Source organism: Roseateles sp. GW835-FHT13E02 (assembly GCF_058794035.1).
This window is the reverse complement of the sequence record NZ_JBXAGJ010000027.1, coordinates 40,280-58,953: the sequence shown is the minus strand read 5'-3', so window position 1 is coordinate 58,953 and position 18,674 is coordinate 40,280. Positions and strand designations below refer to the sequence as shown.

The following is an 18,674-nucleotide window of genomic DNA, read 5'->3' as shown; positions in this document are numbered from 1 at the left end:
AAGCCATCATGCGCCTGGCTGACGCTCTGGACAGCTACATCCCCACGCCTGAGCGCGCTGTGGACGGTGCTTTCCTGTTGCCGGTGGAAGACGTGTTCTCGATCTCGGGTCGTGGCACCGTGGTGACCGGTCGCGTGGAGCGCGGCATCATCAAGGTCGGCGAAGAAATCGAAATCGTCGGTATCCGCGACGTGCAGAAGACCACCGTCACCGGCGTGGAAATGTTCCGCAAGCTGCTGGACCAAGGTCAAGCCGGCGACAACGTCGGTATCCTGCTGCGCGGCACCAAGCGCGAAGACGTGGAGCGCGGCCAAGTGCTGGCCAAGCCCGGCACCATCAAGCCGCACACCCACTTCACCGCTGAGGTGTATGTGCTGAGCAAGGAAGAAGGCGGCCGTCACACCCCGTTCTTCAACAACTACCGTCCCCAGTTCTACTTCCGTACGACGGACGTGACCGGTGCTGTGGAGTTGCCGGCCGACAAGGAAATGGTCATGCCCGGCGACAACGTCGGCATCACCGTGAAGCTGATCGCTCCGATCGCCATGGAAACCGGTCTGCGTTTCGCGATCCGCGAAGGTGGCCGTACCGTGGGTTCGGGTGTGGTTGCCACCATCCTGGCCTAACACTTTTGCGTGACCAGTCCGCGCCGCTGCCGATGTGGCGGCGCGGGCTTCACCTACTTCGCGGCACTCAAGGCATTTGAGCCCGCACGTTCTTTGAAGGAATCGTCATGCAAAAGCAAAAGATCCGCATCCGCCTGAAGGCGTTTGACTACAAGCTGATCGACCAATCGGCTGCCGAGATCGTGGAAACCGCCAAGCGCACTGGCGCGATCGTCAAGGGTCCCGTGCCCCTGCCGACCCGCTTCGAGCGTTTTGACATCCTGCGTTCGCCGCACGTGAACAAGTCTTCGCGCGACCAGTTCGAAATCCGTACCCACCAACGTCTGATGGACATCGTGGACCCGACCGACAAGACCGTTGACGCGCTGATGAAGCTCGACCTGCCGGCTGGCGTCGACGTCGAAATCAAGCTGCAGTGATGCTTGACATGCTGGCGCCGACGTAAGACGGTGCTGAGCATGTGAACTGACCTGGGTCAGATTCAGAGAAGGGCGACTCGAAAGAGTCGCCCTTTTTCTTGGTAGGGTGTCGTGACCCTTGCGTATTCATCAGGGTTCACGCTATACTCGCCAGCTTTTCCGCGGTGGAATTTTCCGGCGCGGAATTTGGCGCATCGTGTCCGGCAGGGCTTCCCCAGGGAGGGCTTGTGCGTACGGTGCACTGGTCAGCCCGGCCAATCGATGTCGGGTGTATGTAAATGGCTTCCAGGGTCAACCTGTGGGGCTGGAGAAAAACCATGAGTCTAAGCAATCGTCTCGGATTGCTGGGCCGCAAGGTGGGCATGATGCGCATCTTCACGGACGACGGCGATGCCGTGCCTGTGACGGTGCTGGATGTGTCCAACAACCGCGTGTCCCAGATCAAGACCGTAGAGACCGACGGCTACACCGCCATTCAAGTGGTGTACGGTGAGCGCAAAGCATCGCGCGTTGCCAAGCCGGAAGCCGGCCACCTTGCCAAGGCAGGTGTGGAAGCCGGTCGTGTCATGAGCGAATTCCGTGTTGCCGCTGAAGTGGCCGCCGAGTACAAGCCGGGCGCGCAAGTGCCGGTCTCGCTGTTCGCAGTGGGTCAGCTGGTGGACGTGCAAGGCACCTCCATCGGTAAGGGCTTCGAAGGCACCATCAAGCGTCACAACTTCAGCTCGCAGCGTGCTTCGCACGGTAACAGCCGCTCGCACAATGTTCCTGGCTCCATCTCGATGGCACAGGATCCGGGCCGCGTGTTCCCGGGCAAGAAGATGTCGGGTCACCTGGGTGACGTGACGGTGAGCGTGCAGAACCTGGACATCGTGCGCGTTGACGAAGCTCGTCAACTGCTGCTGGTCCGCGGTGCTGTGCCGGGTTCGAAGAACGGCCACGTTGTCGTTCGTCCCGCCGTCAAGGTCAAGCTCAAGAAGGGAGCCATCTGATGCAGCTCGAGCTCCTGAATGAGCAAGGTCAGGCCACCGCCAAGGTGGACGCTCCTGATACGCTGTTTGCTCGCGATTACAACGAAGCCCTGGTGCACCAGGTGGTCGTGGCCTTCCAGGCCAACGCTCGCCAAGGCACTCGCGCCCAGAAGGACCGCGAACAAGTCAAGCACTCGACCAAGAAGCCGTTCCGCCAAAAGGGAACGGGTCGTGCACGTGCTGGTATGACGTCCTCGCCCCTGTGGCGTGGGGGCGGTCGGATTTTCCCGAACATGCCCGACGAAAACTTCACCCACAAGCTGAACAAGAAGATGTACCGCGCCGGTATGGCCGCCATCCTCTCGCAGCTGGCACGTGAAGGCCGTCTGGCCGTGATCGACTCGATCACGCTGGAAGCTCCCAAGACCAAGCTGTTGGCCGCCAAGTTCAAGGCCATGGGCCTGGAATCGGTGATGCTGATCGCTGATCAGATGGACGACAACCTGCTGCTCGCTTCGCGCAACCTGGCCAATGTGCTGGTGTGTGAGCCGCGCTACGCGGATCCCCTGTCGCTGGTCTTCTACAAGAAGGTGCTGGTGACCAAGGCCGCTATGGAGCAACTCCAGGAGATGCTGGCATGAGCGCCCAAAAGTATTCTGAAGGCCGTCTGGCCTCGGTGCTGTTGGCTCCCATCGTGTCCGAAAAGGCCACGGCGGTTGCTGAAAAGCACAACCAAGTGTTGTTCAAGGTGCTGCGCGACGCCACCAAGCCCGAAATCAAGGCCGCTGTTGAACTGATGTTCAAGGTCGAGGTTGAGGCTGTGAACGTCGTCAACGTCAAGGGCAAGGTCAAGCGCTTCGGCCGTTCCATCGGTCGCCGCGACCACGTCAAGAAGGCGTACGTGTCGCTGAAGGCGGGCCAAGAGCTCAACTTCTCCGGGGAGGCTGCGTAATGGCCGTCGTTAAAGTCAAGCCGACTTCACCTGGCCGTCGTGCCGTCGTGAAGGTGGTGCACTCGCACCTGCACAAGGGCGCTCCGGAAGCTTCGCTGCTGGAACCGCAAAAGCAAAATGCTGGCCGTAACAACAACGGTCACATCACGATTCGCCACAAGGGCGGTGGTCACAAGCACCACTACCGTGTGGTCGACTTCAAGCGCAACAAGGACGGCATCCCCGCCAAGGTTGAGCGCATTGAATACGACCCGAACCGTACGGCTCACATCGCTCTGGTGTGCTATGCCGACGGCGAGCGTCGTTACATCATCGCTCCCCGTGGCCTGGAAGTGGGTTCGACCATCGTGAGCGGCGCGGAAGCCCCGATCAAGGCTGGTAACACCCTGCCCATCCGCAACATCCCCGTGGGCTCCACCATCCACTGCGTCGAAATGCTGCCTGGCAAGGGCGCGCAAATCGCTCGCTCGGCTGGCGTGTCCGTGGTGCTGATGGCCCGCGAAGGCGTCTACGCCCAGCTGCGTCTGCGCTCGGGTGAAGTCCGTCGCATCCACATCGACTGCCGCGCCACGATTGGCGAAGTGTCGAACGAAGAGCACCAGCTGCGCCAGTACGGCAAGGCCGGCGCAATCCGTTGGAAGGGCATCCGTCCGACCGTTCGTGGTACCGCCATGAACCCGGTGGATCACCCGCACGGTGGTGGTGAAGGTCGTACCGGTGAAGGCCAGGCGCCTGTGTCGCCGTGGAACACCCTCACGAAGGGCTTCCGCACTCGTAACAACAAGCGCACGCAGACGTTCATCGTTTCGCGTCGCAAGAAGTAAAGGGTAGGCCATGACTCGTTCACTGAAGAAGGGCCCGTTCATTGACCACCACCTCTTGGCCAAGGTCGAGAAGGCGGTTGCTGCCAAGGACAAGAAGCCTATCAAGACCTGGTCGCGTCGTTCGACGATCCTGCCCGAGTTCATCGGTCTGACGATCGCCGTCCACAACGGCAAGCAACACGTGCCGGTTTATGTGTCGGACCAGATGGTCGGCCACAAGCTGGGTGAATTCGCACTGACCCGTACCTTCAAGGGCCACCCGGCCGACAAGAAGGCCGGGAAGAAGTAAGGATGCCAACGATGGAAACCAAAGCAATCGTTCGCGGCGTTCGCCTCTCGTGTGACAAGGGCCGCCTGGTGGCGGACCTGATCCGCGGCAAGAAGGTGGACCAGGCGCTCAACATCCTGGAATTCACCCAGAAGAAGGCGGCCCTGATCATCAAGAAGGCGCTGGAAAGCGCCATCGCCAACGCCGAGCACAACGACGGCGCTGACATTGATGAGCTCAAGGTCACCACGATCTATGTGGAGCAAGGTGCAACTCTGAAGCGTTTCTCTGCCCGCGCCAAGGGCCGTGGCAACCGCATCAGCAAGCCCACCTGCCACATCTTCGTGTCGGTCGGCAACTGAAGGCTGAAGGAAGACTATGGGACAGAAAATTCATCCGACCGGTTTTCGCCTGCCTGTCACGCGTAACTGGGCTTCGCGTTGGTACGCGAACAACCAGAACTTCGCGTCCATGCTGGCCGAAGATCTGCAGGTCCGCGACTTCCTGAAGGCACGCCTGAAGAACGCCGCTGTGTCGCGCGTTCTGATTGAGCGCCCCGCGAAGAACGCCCGCATCACCATTTTCTCGGCTCGTCCGGGCGTGGTGATCGGCAAGAAGGGCGAGGACATCGAAAGCCTGAAGGCCGAGCTGACCAAGCGTCTGGGCGTGCCGGTGGCTGTGAACATCGAAGAAGTGCGCAAGCCTGAAATCGATGCTCAGCTGATCGCCGACTCGATCACCCAGCAGTTGGAAAAGCGCATCATGTTCCGCCGCGCCATGAAGCGTGCGATGCAGAACGCGATGCGTCTGGGTGCTCAAGGCATCAAGATCATGTCGTCGGGCCGTCTGAACGGCATCGAAATCGCTCGTTGCGAGTGGTACCGTGAAGGCCGTGTGCCTCTTCACACCCTGAAGGCTGACATCGACTATGGCTTCTCCGAAGCCAGCACGACGTACGGCATCATCGGCGTGAAGGTGTGGGTCTATCGCGGCGACCGCCTGGCCAACGGCGAAGCGCCGGTGATCAAGAGCGAAGCAGGTGAAGACGATCGTCGTCCGCGTCGCAACGCCCGTCCGGGCGCCCCGGCTGGCCGTGGTCGCCCGGGTGGTGACCGTGGTCCGCGTGGTGAAGGCGGTGACAAGCCGGCTTCCACCGGTGACGCAGCCCAGCCCGCTGCCAAGCGTGTCGTCCGCAAGGCCGCACCCGCTGGCGGTGAGGCCAAAGGAGAATAAACATGCTGCAACCAGCTCGTCGCAAATACCGCAAGGAGCAAAAGGGTCGTAACACTGGTGTTGCTACCCGCGGTGCTGCCGTTTCTTTCGGTGACTTCGGTCTGAAGGCTACCGAACGCGGCCGCCTGACGGCTCGTCAAATCGAAGCTGCACGTCGTGCAATCTCGCGCCACATCAAGCGCGGTGGTCGTATCTTCATCCGCATCTTCCCCGATAAGCCGATCTCCCAGAAGCCCGCCGAAGTCCGTATGGGTAACGGTAAGGGCAACCCGGAGTACTACGTCGCTGAAATTCAGCCTGGCAAGGTGCTCTACGAGATCAACGGTGTGCCGGAAGCCCTGGCTCGCGAAGCGTTCACTCTGGCTGCTGCAAAGCTGCCGCTGAGCTGCACCTTCGTGACCCGCCAGGTCGGCACCTGAAGCGGAGAACACCATGAAAGCATCTGAACTGCGTGTCAAGGATGTCGCTGCCTTGGAAAAGGAAGTGACCGATCTGCTGAAGGCCCATTTCGGCCTTCGCATGCAAAAGGCGACTCAACAGTTGACCAACCACACCGTGTTGGGCAACACGCGCCGCGACATCGCTCGTGTCAAGACCATCTTGAACGAGAAGAAGAAGGGAGCCGCGAAATGACGCAAGCTCAAGAAAAGAACACGCGCACCCTGGTCGGTCGCGTGGTCAGCGACAAGCGCGCCAAGACCATCACGGTCCTGGTTGAGCGTCGCGCCAAGCACGAGCTCTACGGCAAGATCGTGGCCCGTTCCCGCAAGTACCACGCCCACGATGAAAAGGGCGAGTACAAGATGGGTGATGTGGTTGAAATCGCTGAAAGCCGTCCGCTGTCCAAGACCAAGAGCTGGGTTGTGACCCGTCTGGTCGAGAAGGCACAAGTGGTTTAATCACCGCAAGACATGTCTTTCGCGGGGTCTTCGGGCTCCGCATGACAGGAATGACCGGAACGCTGGAATACTGGCGCCCGGTCATTTTTCATTTCCGGCCTTGGATCCTTTATTCGTCGCACGCTGCTGTGGCGAAGCAAGGTCGGTTCCCCTTTCACATCTATCTACAAAGGACACCTCATGCTGAAGATCGGCGATCGCCTGCCCGCGGCCACCCTGCAAGAATTCATCGAAGTTGAAGGCGAGGGCTGCTCCCTCGGCCCGAACAAGTTCGCCGTCGACGCCCTTGTGGCTGGCAAGAAGATTGCCATCTTTGCGCTGCCTGGTGCGTTCACGCCGACCTGCTCGGCGCAGCATGTGCCGGGCTATGTGCAGCAGGCCGAGGCTCTGCGCGCCGCCGGTGTCGATGAAATCTGGTGCCTGTCGGTCAATGACGCCTTTGTGATGGGTGCCTGGGGACGTGAGCAGAAGACGGCCGGCAAGGTTCGCATGATGGCGGACGGCAGTGCCGAGTTCACCAAAGCCACGGGCTTGACGCTCGATCTGACGGCGGGCGGCTTGGGTCTGCGTTCGCAGCGCTATTCCATGCTGGTTGTCGATGGCGTGGTCAAGACGCTCAATATCGAAGCACCCGGCAAGTTCGAAGTGAGCGACGCAGCGACCATGCTCGCTCAAGCTCAGCAAGCCTGAGTTCAAGCGGCGCATCGAGCGCCGCTTCTCGTCGAGCGCGAGGTTTGCCAAGCCCGCAGCCACCGGCCCGGTGGGCTGTCTGGGCTTTGGAATGTTTTTCAATTCGCGCTTGACGGCATCAGGACTTCTGGTGCACAATCTAAAGCTTCGCCGAACGCACGGCGCATCTCGTGATGCGTTATGGCCTCGGATCCGCCCTCAACTGCTGGGCGCGAAACTCACACAGGAGTGCTGAGAATCGCGTTTGGTCAACGGGCCCAAGACTGACCGATGAATTTGTTGCGCGATGCAGCAGAGGATTTGGGAAAAGTTGGGGATAGACATGATTCAAATGCAATCGCGACTCGATGTCGCGGACAACACTGGCGCCAAGTCCGTCATGTGCATCAAGGTGCTTGGTGGTTCCAAGCGTCGTTATGCCGGGATTGGTGACATCATCAAGGTCAGCATCAAAGAAGCTGCGCCTCGCGCCCGCGTCAAAAAGGGTGAGGTTTACAGCGCTGTGGTGGTTCGCACCGCCAAGGGCGTGCGTCGTCAAGACGGCTCTTTGGTCAAGTTCGACGGCAATGCCGCCGTGCTGCTGAACGCCAAGCTCGAGCCGATCGGCACTCGTATCTTCGGCCCGGTGACGCGTGAACTGCGTACCGAGCGTTTCATGAAGATCGTGTCGCTGGCGCCTGAGGTTCTCTGAGCTCAGCCACAGACAAAGGTATTGCCATGAACAAGATTCGCACAGGCGACGAGGTCATCGTTCTGACCGGCCGTGACAAAGGTAAGCGTGGTGCGGTGACGCAGCGCGTGGATGCTGATCACATCGTCGTCGACGGCATCAATGTCGTCAAAAAGCACGTCAAGCCCAACCCGATGAAGGGTACCACCGGTGGTGTGGTGGACAAGACGATGCCTATCCATCAATCCAACGTGGCGATTTTCAACGCTGCATCCGGCAAGGCCGATCGCGTGGGCATCAAGCTGCTCGCCGATGGCAAGAAGGTGCGCGTTTACAAGTCGACCGGCGAAGAGATCAAGGCTTAAGGGGTTCGACATGGCTCGTTTGCAAGCGTTTTATCGCGAAAAAGTTGTGCCCGACCTCTCGGCGAAGTTTGGTTACAAGTCGGTCATGGAAGTGCCGCGCATCACCAAGATCACCCTGAACATGGGTGTCAGTGAAGCGGTCGCCGACAAGAAGGTCATGGACCACGCCGTGGGCGACCTGACCAAGATCGCTGGCCAGAAGCCTGTGGTCACCAAGTCGAAGAAGGCCATTGCAGGTTTCAAGATCCGTGACAACGTGCCGATCGGCTGCATGGTCACCCTGCGCGGCGTTCAGATGTATGAATTCCTGGATCGTTTCGTGACGATCGCGCTGCCGCGCGTTCGTGACTTCCGTGGTATCTCGGGTCGCTCGTTCGACGGCCGCGGCAACTACAACATCGGCGTCAAAGAACAGATCATCTTCCCTGAGATCGACTATGACAAGGTGGATGCGCTGCGTGGTCTGAACATCAGCATCACCACTACCGCCAAAACGGACGACGAAGCCAAGGCTCTCCTGGCTGCGTTCAAGTTTCCGTTCAAGAACTGAGGTGACTCGTGGCTAAAACTTCACTTATTCAACGTGAACTGAAGCGCGATGCGTTGGTGGCCAAGTACGCGAAGAAATACGCGGAACTGAAGGCAATCATCAACGACGCGAAGAAGTCGGACGAAGAGCGCTACATCGCTCGCCTGGAGCTGCAGAAGCTGCCTCGCAACGCCTACCCGACCCGTCAGCGTAACCGCTGCGCGTTGACCGGCCGTCCCCGCGGTACCTTCCGCAAGTTCGGCTTGGCCCGTAACAAGATTCGTGAGCTGGCCTTCAAGGGCGACATCCCCGGTGTCGTCAAGGCCAGCTGGTAATCGGCACGATTAGGAGATTTCGCAAATGAGCATGAGTGATCCTATCGCCGATATGCTGACCCGCATTCGCAACGCCCAGAGCGTTGAGAAGCCCAGCGTCGTGATGCCTTCCTCCAAGTTGAAGATCGCGATCGCCAAGGTCCTGAAGGACGAGGGTTATATCGACAGTTTCGCAGTGCGCGGTGAAGCCGCTCGCCCCGAGCTGGAGATTGCGCTGAAGTATTACGCCGGTCGCCCGGTGATCGAGCGCATCGAACGCGTGAGCCGTCCTGGCCTGCGCATTTACAAGGGCCGCCACGACATCCCTCAGGTCATGAATGGCCTGGGTGTGGCGATTGTCACTACGCCCCAGGGCGTGATGACCGACCGCAAAGCACGTCAAGCCGGCATCGGCGGCGAAGTGCTCTGCTACGTCGCCTAAGCGCAAGGAGAGACACACAATGTCCCGCGTTGGAAAAATGCCGGTCGCCATTCCCCAGGGAGTGGACGTGACCATCACTGCTGACCAAGTCAGCGTCAAGGGCGCTCTGGGTACGCTGGTGCGTCCCTTGAACGGCCTCGTGACCATCAAGAATGAAGGCGGCCAGCTGTCTTTCGTTCCCCGTGACGACTCCTCCGCCGCTGGCGCGATGAGCGGCACCGTTCGCGCTCTGGTGGCCAATATGGTCAACGGCGTGAGCAAGGGTTTCGAAAAGAAGCTGAACCTGGTTGGCGTGGGCTTCCGTGCCCAGGCTCAAGGTCAAAAGCTGAACCTGCAGATCGGTTTCTCTCACCCCGTGGTGAAGGACATGCCGGCTGGTATCAAGGTTGAGTGCCCGACCCAGACCGAAATTCTGATCAAGGGCGCGGATCGCCAGGTCGTCGGACAACTGGCCGCTGAAGTGCGCGCCTTCCGTCCGCCGGAACCCTACAAGGGCAAGGGCATCCGCTATTCCGACGAGAAGGTCTCTCTCAAAGAGACCAAGAAGAAGTAAGGAGCAGCGCCATGTTGACCAAAAAAGAACAGCGCATCCGTCGCTCGCGTCAGACCCGCGCCCGCATTGCGGTGCAGCGCGTCGTCCGCCTGACGGTGTTCCGCTCCAATCTGCACATCTACGCAAGCGTCATCTCCGACGATGGCACCCGTGTGTTGGCCAGCGCTTCGACCGCCGAGAAGGCAGTCCGCGAGCAACTGGGCGGCGCAGGCAAGGGTGGCAATGTGGCCGCAGCCACATTGATCGGCAAGCGCATCGCCGAAAAGGCCAAGGCTGCTGGTATCGAGAAGGTTGCTTTCGACCGCGCAGGTTTCGCCTATCACGGTCGTGTCAAGGCTCTGGCCGAAGCAGCCCGCGAAGCCGGCCTGCAGTTCTGACGCAAAAAGGATTTCGAAATGGCAAAGTTTCAACCCCGCGTGCAGACCGAAGGCAATGACGACGGCCTGAAGGAAAAGATGATCGCGATCAACCGCGTCACCAAGGTGGTGAAGGGTGGTCGTACTCTGAGCTTCGCCGCGTTGACGGTGGTCGGTGATGGCAATGGCCGCATCGGTATGGGCAAGGGCAAGGCGAAGGAAGTTCCCGTCGCCGTGCAAAAGGCGATGGAATCTGCCCGTCGCAACATGATCAAGGTTGACCTGCGCAACGGCACCATTCACCACAATGTGGTGGGCGGCCATGGCGCAGCCAGCGTGATGATGATCCCCGCACAAGCTGGTACCGGCGTGATCGCCGGTGGCCCGATGCGCGCGGTCTTCGAAGTGATGGGCGTGACCGACATCGTGACCAAGAGCCACGGTTCGACCAACCCGTACAACATGGTTCGCGCCACTCTGGACGCGCTGAAGCGCTCCACGACGGCTGCGGAAGTCGCCGCCAAGCGCGGCAAGTCGGTCGAAGAAATTCTCGGCTGATTCGCCAGCATTGGAGTAGACACATGTCTGACAAGAAAACCGTAACCGTCAAGTTGGTTCGCAGCCCCATCGGCACCCGTGCATCGCACCGTGCCACCGTGGTGGGTCTGGGCCTGCGCAAGCTGAACAGCACCAGCGTGTTGGAAGACACGCCGGCCGTGCGCGGCATGATCAACAAGATCGCCTATCTCGTGCAGGTGCTGTAAGCACCGTCACGAACCGAGGACAACACATGCAACTCAATACCATTCAGCCCGCAGCTGGCGCCAAGCACGCCAAGCGTCGCGTGGGCCGTGGCATCGGCTCCGGTCTGGGCAAGACCGCTGGCCGTGGTCACAAGGGTCAGAAGTCGCGCGCAGGCGGCTACCACAAGGTGGGTTTCGAAGGCGGTCAAATGCCTCTGCAACGTCGCCTGCCCAAGCGTGGTTTCAAGTCGGCTTCGTTGAAGTTCAACGCCGAAGTGAACTTGGACGATCTGCAAGCCCTGGTGGCCGACGAGATCGACCTGATGACGCTGAAGGCTGTGGGCCTGGTGCCTGAGCTGACCAAGAACGCCAAGGTCATCCTGTCGGGTTCGATCAGCCGCAAGATCACGCTGAAGGGCGTGGGGGCGACGGCTGGCGCCAAGGCTGCCATCGAGGCTGCCGGCGGCTCGGTCGCTTAAAGCTTTAGGAACAAGGCACAGTGGCTACCAACGCAAACCAACTGGCCAAGAGCGGCAAGTTCGGCGACCTGCGTCGTCGACTTGTGTTTCTGTTGCTGGCCCTGGTCGTGTATCGCATCGGGGGTCATATCCCCGTGCCTGGTATCGATCCGGCTCAGCTGCAGCAGTTCTTCAAGGGTCAGGAGGGTGGCATCCTGAGCCTGTTCAATATGTTCTCGGGCGGTGCGCTGTCGCGCTTTACCGTCTTCGCGCTGGGCATCACGCCCTACATCTCGGCCTCGATCGTGATCCAGTTGATGGGTTATGTCGTGCCGTCGTTGGAAGCGCTGAAGAAGGAAGGCGAGGCTGGCCGCCGCAAGATCACGCAGTACACGCGCTACGGCACCCTGGGCCTGGCCTTGTTCCAGTCGCTGAGCATCGCTCTGGCGCTGGAAAGCTCGGCTGGCTTGGTGGTCAATCCGGGGTTCGGCTTCCGCTTGACGGCGGTCTCCAGCCTGGTGGCCGGCACGATGTTCCTGATGTGGTTGGGTGAGCAGATCACGGAGCGTGGTCTGGGCAACGGGATTTCGATCCTGATCTTCGGCGGTATCGCTGCAGGTTTGCCTGGTGCCATCGGTGGTTTGTTGGAGCTGGTTCGCACAGGTGCCATGGGCCCGGTGTCCTTCCTGTTCCTGGCTGCTGTCGTCGTGGCTGTGACCTATCTGGTGGTGTTCGTCGAGCGCGGTCAGCGCAAGATCTTGGTGAACTACGCCAAGCGCCAGGTCGGTAACAAGGTCTACGGTGGCCAGTCCTCTCATCTGCCGCTGAAGCTGAATATGTCGGGCGTGATCCCGCCGATCTTCGCTTCGTCCATCATCCTGCTGCCGACCACGATCGTGAGTTGGTTTGCGACCGGTGATGGTCTGCGCTGGTTGAAAGATCTCGCTGGCATGGTGGCGCCAGGACAGCCGATTTACGTGCTGCTTTACGCCGCTGCCATCGTGTTCTTCTGCTTCTTCTACACGGCTCTGGTGTTCAACAGCCGCGAGACTGCAGACAACCTGAAGAAGAGCGGTGCGTTCATTCCGGGTATCCGCCCGGGTGATCAGACTGCCAAGCATATTGACAAGATCTTGTCGCGTTTGACCCTGGCTGGCGCCATCTACATCACCGGTGTGTGCTTGCTGCCAGAGTTCTTGACCTTGAAGTACAACGTGCCTTTCTATTTTGGCGGCACATCCTTGTTGATCATCGTGGTGGTCACCATGGACTTCTGGGCTCAGGTGCAGTCTTACGTGATGAGCCAGCAGTATGAATCGCTGCTGAAGAAGGCAAATTTCAAGGCCAGCTGAAAAGCTGAGTCCACGTTTAATCAATTTCCATCAGAACAGAAACGAAGGCATGGCGAAAGACGACGTCATTCAGATGCAAGGCGAGATTCTTGAGAATCTTCCTAATGCCACGTTTCGTGTGAAGCTGGAGAACGGGCATGTCGTTCTCGGCCACATCTCCGGCAAGATGCGTATGCATTACATCCGCATCCTGCCCGGCGACAAAGTCACCGTAGAACTGACCCCGTACGATTTGAGTCGTGCTCGCATCGTATTCCGGGCGAAGTGAGCTTTTCTTTTCCCCGGTTACGCGCTGTGAGCGCATTTGAGTAGGTCAAGGAGCAGACCATGAAAGTTTCGGCATCCGTCAAGCAGATGTGCCGCAATTGCAAGATCATCCGTCGCAAGGGCGTGGTGCGTGTGATCTGTACCGATCCGCGCCACAAACAGCGTCAAGGCTGATTGCTGCACGACACGAGCGAATTAGAGGACGCACATGGCACGTATTGCTGGTATCAACATTCCGCCGCATAAGCACACTGAGATTGGTCTGACTTCGATCTACGGCGTTGGCCGTACGACGGCTCAGAAGATCTGCACGTCTTGCGGTATTCCTTTCGACAAGAAGGTCAAGGACCTCACCGACGCTGATCTGGAAAAGATCCGTGATGAAGTGGGCCGCATGACCATCGAAGGCGACCTGCGTCGCGAGATGTCGATCAACATCAAGCGTCTGATGGACCTCGGTTGCTACCGTGGTTTCCGTCACCGCCGTGGTCTGCCGATGCGCGGTCAGCGTACTCGCACGAACGCTCGCACTCGTAAGGGCCCGCGCAAGTCGGCCGCTACGGGCAAGAAGTGATCTGCGCAAAGCATTGAAAGAAGGTCAAGATGGCAAAAGCACCCAATAACTCGGCTGCGCAACGCGTTCGCAAGAAGGTTCGCAAGAACGTTGCCGATGGCATTGCACACGTTCACGCGTCGTTCAATAACACGATCATCACGATCACCGACCGTCAAGGCGGCGCTCTGTCCTGGGCTTCCAGCGGCGGCCAAGGCTTCAAGGGCTCGCGCAAGTCGACCCCCTTCGCAGCCCAGGTGGCAGCTGAAGTGGCCGGCCGTGCTGCTCAAGACCAAGGTATCAAGAACCTGGACGTCAAGATCAAGGGCCCCGGCCCGGGTCGTGAGTCGTCGGTTCGTGCTCTGGGTGCTCTGGGCATCCGGATCAACTCGATCTCCGATGTGACCCCGGTGCCGCACAACGGCTGCCGTCCGCAAAAGCGTCGTCGCATCTAAGTCTCCACGGATGCTCGCTTTTCTGCGATAATCTGCGGTTACTCATCGTCGGCGGGCACGCAAGTGCCGCGCCGGCGGTTCTGTTGAAGCCTTCGGGCTTGTTTGTGGCCTGTTGACAGCGCATCGTCGCTGTCCAGGCTGAATGTTGAAGACCACCGTCTGAGCCGATAAAAACACTGGCCGGACTCGCGCAGGGTGCCACCGTTCGAGGGTGGGCTGGCGTCAGATTGATCAAGGACACGCAAAGTGGCACGTTACCTCGGCCCCAAGGCCAAACTTTCCCGCCGTGAAGGCACCGACCTGTTCCTGAAGAGCGCTCGCCGCCCGATCAGCGACAAGGCCAAGTTCGACTCCAAGCCGGGTCAACACGGTCGCACTTCCGGCCAACGCACCTCTGACTTCGGTCTGCAGCTGCGCGAGAAGCAAAAGGTCAAGCGCATGTACGGCGTGCTGGAGCGTCAGTTCCGCCGCTACTTCGCCGAAGCCGAGCGCCGCAAGGGCTCGACCGGCGTCAACCTGCTGACCCTGCTGGAATCCCGCCTGGACAACGTCGTCTACCGCATGGGCTTCGGCTCCACCCGCGCAGAAGCCCGTCAGCTGGTTTCCCACAAGGGCATCACCGTGAACGGTGAAGTCGTGAATATCGCTTCCTACCTGGTCAAGGCCGGTGACGTGGTCGCCGTGCGTGAAAAGGCCAAGAAGCAGCTGCGCATCATCGACGCGCTGAAGCTGGCCGAGTCCATCGGTCTGCCGGCCTGGGTGACTGTGGATGCCACCAAGCTGGAAGGCGTCTTCAAGAAGGCCCCCGATCGCGACGAGTTCGGTGCTGAGATCAATGAATCGCTGATCGTTGAGTTGTACTCGCGTTAATCGATCTTCTTTTGCCGACGATGCCCGCAAGGGCATGGTCGGCGTTTCCTCGTCTGGGCTACGCGCAGACGCGCAAGGCCCGGCTGGTCCCTCAGCCTTATCGGTGTAACGAACCGAGGGTATTGAAAGAAAGACCTCATGCAAACAAACCTGCTCAAACCCAAATCCATCAATGTGGAGCCCCTGGGCGGTCATCGCGCCAAGGTGACTCTGGAGCCGTTCGAACGCGGCTATGGCCACACCCTGGGCAATGCCCTGCGCCGTGTGCTGTTGTCCTCGATGGTGGGGTATGCGCCGACTGAAGTCACGATCGCTGGGGTGCTCCACGAGTACTCGGCCATCGACGGTGTGCAGGAAGACGTCGTTCATATCATGCTCAACCTGAAGGGCGTGGTGTTCCGTCTGCACAACCGCGAGGAAGTGACGCTGGTTCTGCGCAAGGAAGGTGAAGGCCCGGTCACGGCCGCCGACATCCAGACTCCGCACGACGTGGAAATCGTCAACCCCGAGCATGTCATCGCCCACCTGTCGCAAGGCGGCAAGCTGGACATGCAGATCAAGGTCGAGAAGGGCCGCGGCTATGTGCCGGGTTCGATGCGTCGCTACGGCGATGAGCCGACCAAGACCATCGGTCGCATCGTGCTGGATGCGTCGTTCGCACCGGTTCGTCGCGTCAGCTACGCCGTCGAGAGCGCCCGTGTGGAACAGCGAACCGACCTCGACAAGCTGGTCATGGAGATCGAAACCAACGGCGCCATTTCGCCCGAGGAAGCGATCCGCGCATCGGCCAAGATCCTGGTGGAACAACTGGCCGTCTTCGCTCAGCTGCAAGGCAGCGAAGTGCCTGATTTCGACCAGCCTGCACAGCGCAGCTCGTCGTTCGACCCGATCCTTCTCCGCCCTGTGGACGAGCTGGAATTGACGGTGCGTTCGGCCAACTGCCTGAAGGCCGAAAACATCTACTACATCGGCGACCTGATCCAGCGTACCGAGACCGAGCTGCTGAAGACCCCGAATCTGGGTCGCAAGTCGCTCAACGAAATCAAGGAAGTGCTGGCTTCGCGCGGTCTGACTCTGGGCGCCCGCCTGGAAAACTGGCCGCCGCAAGGTCTGGACAAGCGCTGATCGGCGCAGCCCGCAGCGTCGGCTTTGGCCGGCTCTGCGGCAGCCTCAGGCTCTGAAGTTTTTTGAAAATGGGTGGCCTTGTCGGCCACCCGGTGCACCCGGGCAGTACCTGATACGGCTGCTGGGATTAATCGAGAAAGGAATAGCACCATGCGTCACCGTAACGGCCTCCGTAAGCTGAACCGTACCTCCGAACACCGCAAGGCGATGCTGCGCAATATGTGCAACTCGCTGCTGCAGCACGAAGCCATCAAGACCACGGTCCCGAAGGCCAAGGAACTGCGCCGTGTTGTCGAGCCCCTGATCACCCTGGCCAAGGTCCCGACCGTGGCCAACCGCCGTCTGGCTTTCGACCGTCTGCGTGACCGCGACATGGTCGTCAAGCTGTTCGACGTGCTGGGCCCGCGTTTCGCAGCCCGTCCGGGCGGCTACACCCGCATCCTGAAGATGGGTTTCCGCGTGGGCGACAATGCGCCCATGGCCTATGTGGAGCTGGTGGATCGCGCTGAAGGCGAGACCGCTGGCGAAGCGGCTGAGTAATTCAAGCCCTTGCGCACAGCCAGGGCAGGCGAACTGAAGTTTCGGTTTGCTCTGCTCGGTAATGAAGGCCAGCCATCGTGCTGGCCTTTTTTTTGCGCGCAGCGCGAACATCCTGGGCTGTTCGGCAGTGGCCCGGAGTGCACACAGAGCGCTCGTGTGCCCTTTCAGCGTACAGTTCGGCGCCTTGCATGGAGCTTTTGCTTCTTTGCTGGCGTCTTTGAATCTTCTTGACCTTTGGAGCACCCATGGCCGCAACGCCGGGTGTCGCTTGCTCATGATGCGTCTGTCTTCCTTCCCGTCCTTGTGGCGTCCGTTTGCCGGGCTGCTGCTGATGCTGGGCCTTTGGGTGTTGCCGGGCCTAGTGCGCGCGGACGAGTTCCTGGACCCCGAGCAGGCTTTCAAGCTGTCAGTGAAGCCACTGGGTGAGCGCAGCGTCGAGGTGCGCTTCGACATCGCGCCGGGGTATTACATGTACCGCGAGCAGTTCAAGGCCGAGTCCGCAGAAGCGAAGCTGGCGGCACTGGAGATCCCGAAAGGCAAGGTCAAGTTTGACGAGACCTTCCAGAAGGAGGTCGAGGTCTACCGTGATGCTTTGGTGGTCAAGGTGCCGGTGGAGCAGGCGGCAGGTGCTTTCAAGTTGCTGGTGGGCGGGCAAGGTTGCGCCGACAAGGGGCTGTGCTATCCGCCCATGAGCTCGGAGTTTCAGGTGCGCCTGGCCGCTTTTGGCGGTGGCAGCAATGAAGTCAAGCCGGTAGCAGGCGAGGGCGCTTTGGCGACGGGCGTGCAAAGCAGCCCGGTGGCAGACGCGGCTCCGGCCGCGCCGGCCAGCGCTGTCAATGCGGCGCCGGTGTCCGAGTCCAACCGGCTGGATGCAGCCCTGCAGTCGGGCAAGTTCTGGACGGTGGTGGGGGTGTTCTTTGTCGCCGGCTTGCTGCTGTCGCTCACGCCGTGCGTGCTGCCCATGCTGCCGATTTTGTCCTCCATCATCGTCGGGGAAGCGCAGGGCGGCAAAGCCACGCGCGGCCGCGGGCTCTTGCTGGCGGCCAGCTATTCCCTGGGCATGGCCTTGATTTACACGGCGCTCGGCGTTGCGGCCGGTCTGGCCGGTGAGGGGCTGGCTGCCACCTTGCAGAAGCCCTGGGTGCTGGCTGCCTTCGCCGGCGCGCTGGTGCTGTTCTCGCTGTCCATGTTCGGCGCCTACGAGATCAGCCTGCCCAGCAGCCTCAGCGGCGGTCTCTCGCAGGCCTCGCAGCGCCTGCCTGCCGGCCACATCTTTGGGGTTTTCGTGATGGGCGGCGTCTCGGCCCTGATCGTCAGCCCCTGCGTGGCTGCACCTCTGGCCGGCGCTTTGCTTTACCTGAGCCAGACGCGCGATGTGGTGCTGGGCGGCAGCGCCTTGTTCGCCCTGGCCAGCGGCATGAGCGTGCCCTTGCTGCTGCTCGGCGCTTCGGCCGGCAGTTTGCTGCCGCGCGCCGGCGCCTGGATGGACGGCGTCAAGCATTTCTTCGGCATGCTCTTGCTGGCCGTGGCCTTGTGGACCGTGCAGCCGGTGCTGCCGGCGGCGCTGGCACAGGCGCTGTGGGGCGCGTTGCTGATCGGCAGCGCCTCGATGCTGGGCTTGTTCGAACCGGCGCACGCCGTGCACCGCCCGCGCACCTGGCTGCGCAAAACGGCTGCCGTGCTGGCGTTTGCCTACGGCCTGCTGCAGGTGGTGGGCGCGGCCAATGGCGGCACCGACCCGCTCAAGCCCTTGGCGGGCGTGGGTCTGGCTGAGGCCAAGGCCGGCGGTGCCACACCGGCGGTCGGCGGCTTGAACTTCCAGAAGGTTCACAGCGTGGCCGAGCTCGATGCCGCCTTGGCCACGGCCGGCCGTCCGGTCATGCTGGACTTCTATGCCGACTGGTGCGTGTCCTGCAAGGAGATGGAGCGCTTCACTTTCACCGACCCGGCCGTGCGCCAGCGTCTGGCGGGCGCCTTGCTGCTGAAGGCCGATGTCACGGCCAACACAGCGGCCGATCGCGAACTGCTGAAGCGCTTCAAGCTCTTCGGCCCGCCGGGTTCGATCTTCTTCGATGCGCAAGGTCAGGAACTGACCGGCGTGCGCGTGATCGGCTTCCAGAACGCTGAGCGCTTTCTTTCTTCGCTTTCTGCCGCTGGACTTTGACGCCAGGGCAGAAACTGCGCTATACTGCTAGCTTCAGTC

The 18,674-nt window shown here is 60.7% G+C and carries 32 protein-coding genes; all 32 read left to right on the top strand.

Going from position 1 to position 18,674, the window contains the following annotated elements; genetic code table 11:
* A partial coding sequence (locus AC1Q6P_RS21520) for an EF-Tu C-terminal domain-related protein (protein WP_492665932.1) occupies positions 1-626 on the top strand: 626 nt, incomplete at its 5' end.
* 107 nt (positions 627-733) lie between these two features.
* The gene (gene rpsJ / locus AC1Q6P_RS21515) at positions 734-1,045 is read left to right on the top strand and encodes a 30S ribosomal protein S10 (RefSeq protein WP_102766015.1); all 312 of its coding nucleotides are present in this window, start codon (positions 734-736) and stop codon (positions 1,043-1,045) included.
* 317 nt (positions 1,046-1,362) lie between these two features.
* Positions 1,363-2,034: a 50S ribosomal protein L3 gene (gene rplC / locus AC1Q6P_RS21510; RefSeq protein WP_492665933.1), complete on the top strand. Its 672-nt coding sequence runs from the start codon at positions 1,363-1,365 to the stop codon at positions 2,032-2,034.
* The gene (rplD, locus tag AC1Q6P_RS21505) at positions 2,034-2,654 is read left to right on the top strand and encodes a 50S ribosomal protein L4 (RefSeq protein WP_102766017.1); all 621 of its coding nucleotides are present in this window, start codon (positions 2,034-2,036) and stop codon (positions 2,652-2,654) included. The genes rplC and rplD overlap by 1 nt, the downstream gene beginning before the upstream one ends.
* Entirely contained in the window at positions 2,651-2,965 is a 315-nt protein-coding gene (rplW, locus tag AC1Q6P_RS21500; RefSeq protein WP_102766018.1) for a 50S ribosomal protein L23, read from the top strand. The genes rplD and rplW overlap by 4 nt, the downstream gene beginning before the upstream one ends.
* Positions 2,965-3,789, top strand: a complete 825-nt coding sequence (gene rplB, locus AC1Q6P_RS21495) for a 50S ribosomal protein L2 (protein ID WP_102766019.1) — start codon at positions 2,965-2,967, stop codon at positions 3,787-3,789. Before rplW ends, rplB begins: the two co-directional genes overlap by 1 nt.
* 10 nt (positions 3,790-3,799) lie before the next feature.
* On the top strand, positions 3,800-4,078 hold the full coding sequence (rpsS, locus tag AC1Q6P_RS21490; RefSeq protein WP_102766020.1) for a 30S ribosomal protein S19: 279 nt from the start codon (positions 3,800-3,802) through the stop codon (positions 4,076-4,078).
* A gap of 11 nt (positions 4,079-4,089) precedes the next feature.
* Positions 4,090-4,419 (top strand): 50S ribosomal protein L22, encoded by a 330-nt coding sequence (rplV, locus tag AC1Q6P_RS21485; RefSeq protein ID WP_102766021.1) that lies wholly within the window; start codon positions 4,090-4,092, stop codon positions 4,417-4,419.
* 16 nt (positions 4,420-4,435) lie between these two features.
* Positions 4,436-5,290: a 30S ribosomal protein S3 gene (gene rpsC, locus AC1Q6P_RS21480; RefSeq protein WP_102766022.1), complete on the top strand. Its 855-nt coding sequence runs from the start codon at positions 4,436-4,438 to the stop codon at positions 5,288-5,290.
* A 2-nt stretch (positions 5,291-5,292) separates the two neighbouring features.
* Complete coding sequence (gene rplP / locus AC1Q6P_RS21475; protein ID WP_058721910.1) at positions 5,293-5,709, top strand: 50S ribosomal protein L16; 417 nt, start codon at positions 5,293-5,295, stop codon at positions 5,707-5,709.
* A 13-nt stretch (positions 5,710-5,722) separates the two neighbouring features.
* A complete protein-coding gene (rpmC, locus tag AC1Q6P_RS21470; protein WP_492665931.1) occupies positions 5,723-5,923 on the top strand; it encodes a 50S ribosomal protein L29 in 201 nt (66 codons plus the stop codon).
* Complete coding sequence (rpsQ, locus tag AC1Q6P_RS21465; protein ID WP_102766024.1) at positions 5,920-6,189, top strand: 30S ribosomal protein S17; 270 nt, start codon at positions 5,920-5,922, stop codon at positions 6,187-6,189. The genes rpmC and rpsQ overlap by 4 nt, the downstream gene beginning before the upstream one ends.
* A gap of 180 nt (positions 6,190-6,369) precedes the next feature.
* The gene (locus AC1Q6P_RS21460) at positions 6,370-6,879 is read left to right on the top strand and encodes a peroxiredoxin (protein ID WP_492665930.1); all 510 of its coding nucleotides are present in this window, start codon (positions 6,370-6,372) and stop codon (positions 6,877-6,879) included.
* A gap of 322 nt (positions 6,880-7,201) precedes the next feature.
* Positions 7,202-7,570 carry a 50S ribosomal protein L14 gene (gene rplN / locus AC1Q6P_RS21455; RefSeq protein WP_058721914.1) on the top strand — a complete coding sequence of 123 codons (369 nt, stop codon included), beginning with the start codon at positions 7,202-7,204 and terminating at the stop codon, positions 7,568-7,570.
* 26 nt (positions 7,571-7,596) lie between these two features.
* On the top strand, positions 7,597-7,914 hold the full coding sequence (rplX, locus tag AC1Q6P_RS21450) for a 50S ribosomal protein L24 (protein ID WP_102766026.1): 318 nt from the start codon (positions 7,597-7,599) through the stop codon (positions 7,912-7,914).
* A gap of 10 nt (positions 7,915-7,924) precedes the next feature.
* Positions 7,925-8,464 carry a 50S ribosomal protein L5 gene (rplE, locus tag AC1Q6P_RS21445; RefSeq protein WP_102766027.1) on the top strand — a complete coding sequence of 180 codons (540 nt, stop codon included), beginning with the start codon at positions 7,925-7,927 and terminating at the stop codon, positions 8,462-8,464.
* Positions 8,465-8,472: 8 nt separating this feature from the next.
* Positions 8,473-8,778 (top strand): 30S ribosomal protein S14, encoded by a 306-nt coding sequence (gene rpsN / locus AC1Q6P_RS21440; RefSeq protein WP_102766028.1) that lies wholly within the window; start codon positions 8,473-8,475, stop codon positions 8,776-8,778.
* Between the two features lie 25 nt (positions 8,779-8,803).
* Positions 8,804-9,199 carry a 30S ribosomal protein S8 gene (gene rpsH / locus AC1Q6P_RS21435; protein ID WP_102766029.1) on the top strand — a complete coding sequence of 132 codons (396 nt, stop codon included), beginning with the start codon at positions 8,804-8,806 and terminating at the stop codon, positions 9,197-9,199.
* Between the two features lie 19 nt (positions 9,200-9,218).
* A complete protein-coding gene (gene rplF, locus AC1Q6P_RS21430; RefSeq protein WP_102766030.1) occupies positions 9,219-9,752 on the top strand; it encodes a 50S ribosomal protein L6 in 534 nt (177 codons plus the stop codon).
* An 11-nt stretch (positions 9,753-9,763) separates the two neighbouring features.
* Positions 9,764-10,129 (top strand): 50S ribosomal protein L18, encoded by a 366-nt coding sequence (gene rplR / locus AC1Q6P_RS21425; RefSeq protein ID WP_102766031.1) that lies wholly within the window; start codon positions 9,764-9,766, stop codon positions 10,127-10,129.
* Positions 10,130-10,147: 18 nt separating this feature from the next.
* A complete protein-coding gene (gene rpsE, locus AC1Q6P_RS21420; RefSeq protein ID WP_102766032.1) occupies positions 10,148-10,666 on the top strand; it encodes a 30S ribosomal protein S5 in 519 nt (172 codons plus the stop codon).
* Positions 10,667-10,689: 23 nt separating this feature from the next.
* The gene (rpmD, locus tag AC1Q6P_RS21415) at positions 10,690-10,872 is read left to right on the top strand and encodes a 50S ribosomal protein L30 (protein WP_102766033.1); all 183 of its coding nucleotides are present in this window, start codon (positions 10,690-10,692) and stop codon (positions 10,870-10,872) included.
* 26 nt (positions 10,873-10,898) lie between these two features.
* Positions 10,899-11,330, top strand: a complete 432-nt coding sequence (gene rplO / locus AC1Q6P_RS21410; protein ID WP_102766034.1) for a 50S ribosomal protein L15 — start codon at positions 10,899-10,901, stop codon at positions 11,328-11,330.
* Between the two features lie 20 nt (positions 11,331-11,350).
* Positions 11,351-12,661: a preprotein translocase subunit SecY gene (gene secY / locus AC1Q6P_RS21405; protein ID WP_102766035.1), complete on the top strand. Its 1,311-nt coding sequence runs from the start codon at positions 11,351-11,353 to the stop codon at positions 12,659-12,661.
* A gap of 49 nt (positions 12,662-12,710) precedes the next feature.
* Positions 12,711-12,929, top strand: a complete 219-nt coding sequence (gene infA / locus AC1Q6P_RS21400; RefSeq protein ID WP_009855680.1) for a translation initiation factor IF-1 — start codon at positions 12,711-12,713, stop codon at positions 12,927-12,929.
* Between the two features lie 59 nt (positions 12,930-12,988).
* On the top strand, positions 12,989-13,102 hold the full coding sequence (gene rpmJ / locus AC1Q6P_RS21395) for a 50S ribosomal protein L36 (protein ID WP_056194202.1): 114 nt from the start codon (positions 12,989-12,991) through the stop codon (positions 13,100-13,102).
* Positions 13,103-13,136: 34 nt separating this feature from the next.
* A complete protein-coding gene (gene rpsM / locus AC1Q6P_RS21390; RefSeq protein WP_102766036.1) occupies positions 13,137-13,502 on the top strand; it encodes a 30S ribosomal protein S13 in 366 nt (121 codons plus the stop codon).
* Positions 13,503-13,531: 29 nt separating this feature from the next.
* Positions 13,532-13,936 carry a 30S ribosomal protein S11 gene (rpsK, locus tag AC1Q6P_RS21385; protein ID WP_058721926.1) on the top strand — a complete coding sequence of 135 codons (405 nt, stop codon included), beginning with the start codon at positions 13,532-13,534 and terminating at the stop codon, positions 13,934-13,936.
* 246 nt (positions 13,937-14,182) lie between these two features.
* On the top strand, positions 14,183-14,806 hold the full coding sequence (gene rpsD / locus AC1Q6P_RS21380; protein ID WP_102766037.1) for a 30S ribosomal protein S4: 624 nt from the start codon (positions 14,183-14,185) through the stop codon (positions 14,804-14,806).
* 138 nt (positions 14,807-14,944) lie between these two features.
* Positions 14,945-15,931, top strand: a complete 987-nt coding sequence (locus AC1Q6P_RS21375) for a DNA-directed RNA polymerase subunit alpha (RefSeq protein ID WP_102766038.1) — start codon at positions 14,945-14,947, stop codon at positions 15,929-15,931.
* A 150-nt stretch (positions 15,932-16,081) separates the two neighbouring features.
* Entirely contained in the window at positions 16,082-16,471 is a 390-nt protein-coding gene (rplQ, locus tag AC1Q6P_RS21370) for a 50S ribosomal protein L17 (protein ID WP_102766039.1), read from the top strand.
* Positions 16,472-16,745: 274 nt separating this feature from the next.
* Complete coding sequence (gene dsbD, locus AC1Q6P_RS21365) at positions 16,746-18,635, top strand: protein-disulfide reductase DsbD (protein WP_492665929.1); 1,890 nt, start codon at positions 16,746-16,748, stop codon at positions 18,633-18,635.
* Positions 18,636-18,674: the final 39 nt, after the last annotated feature.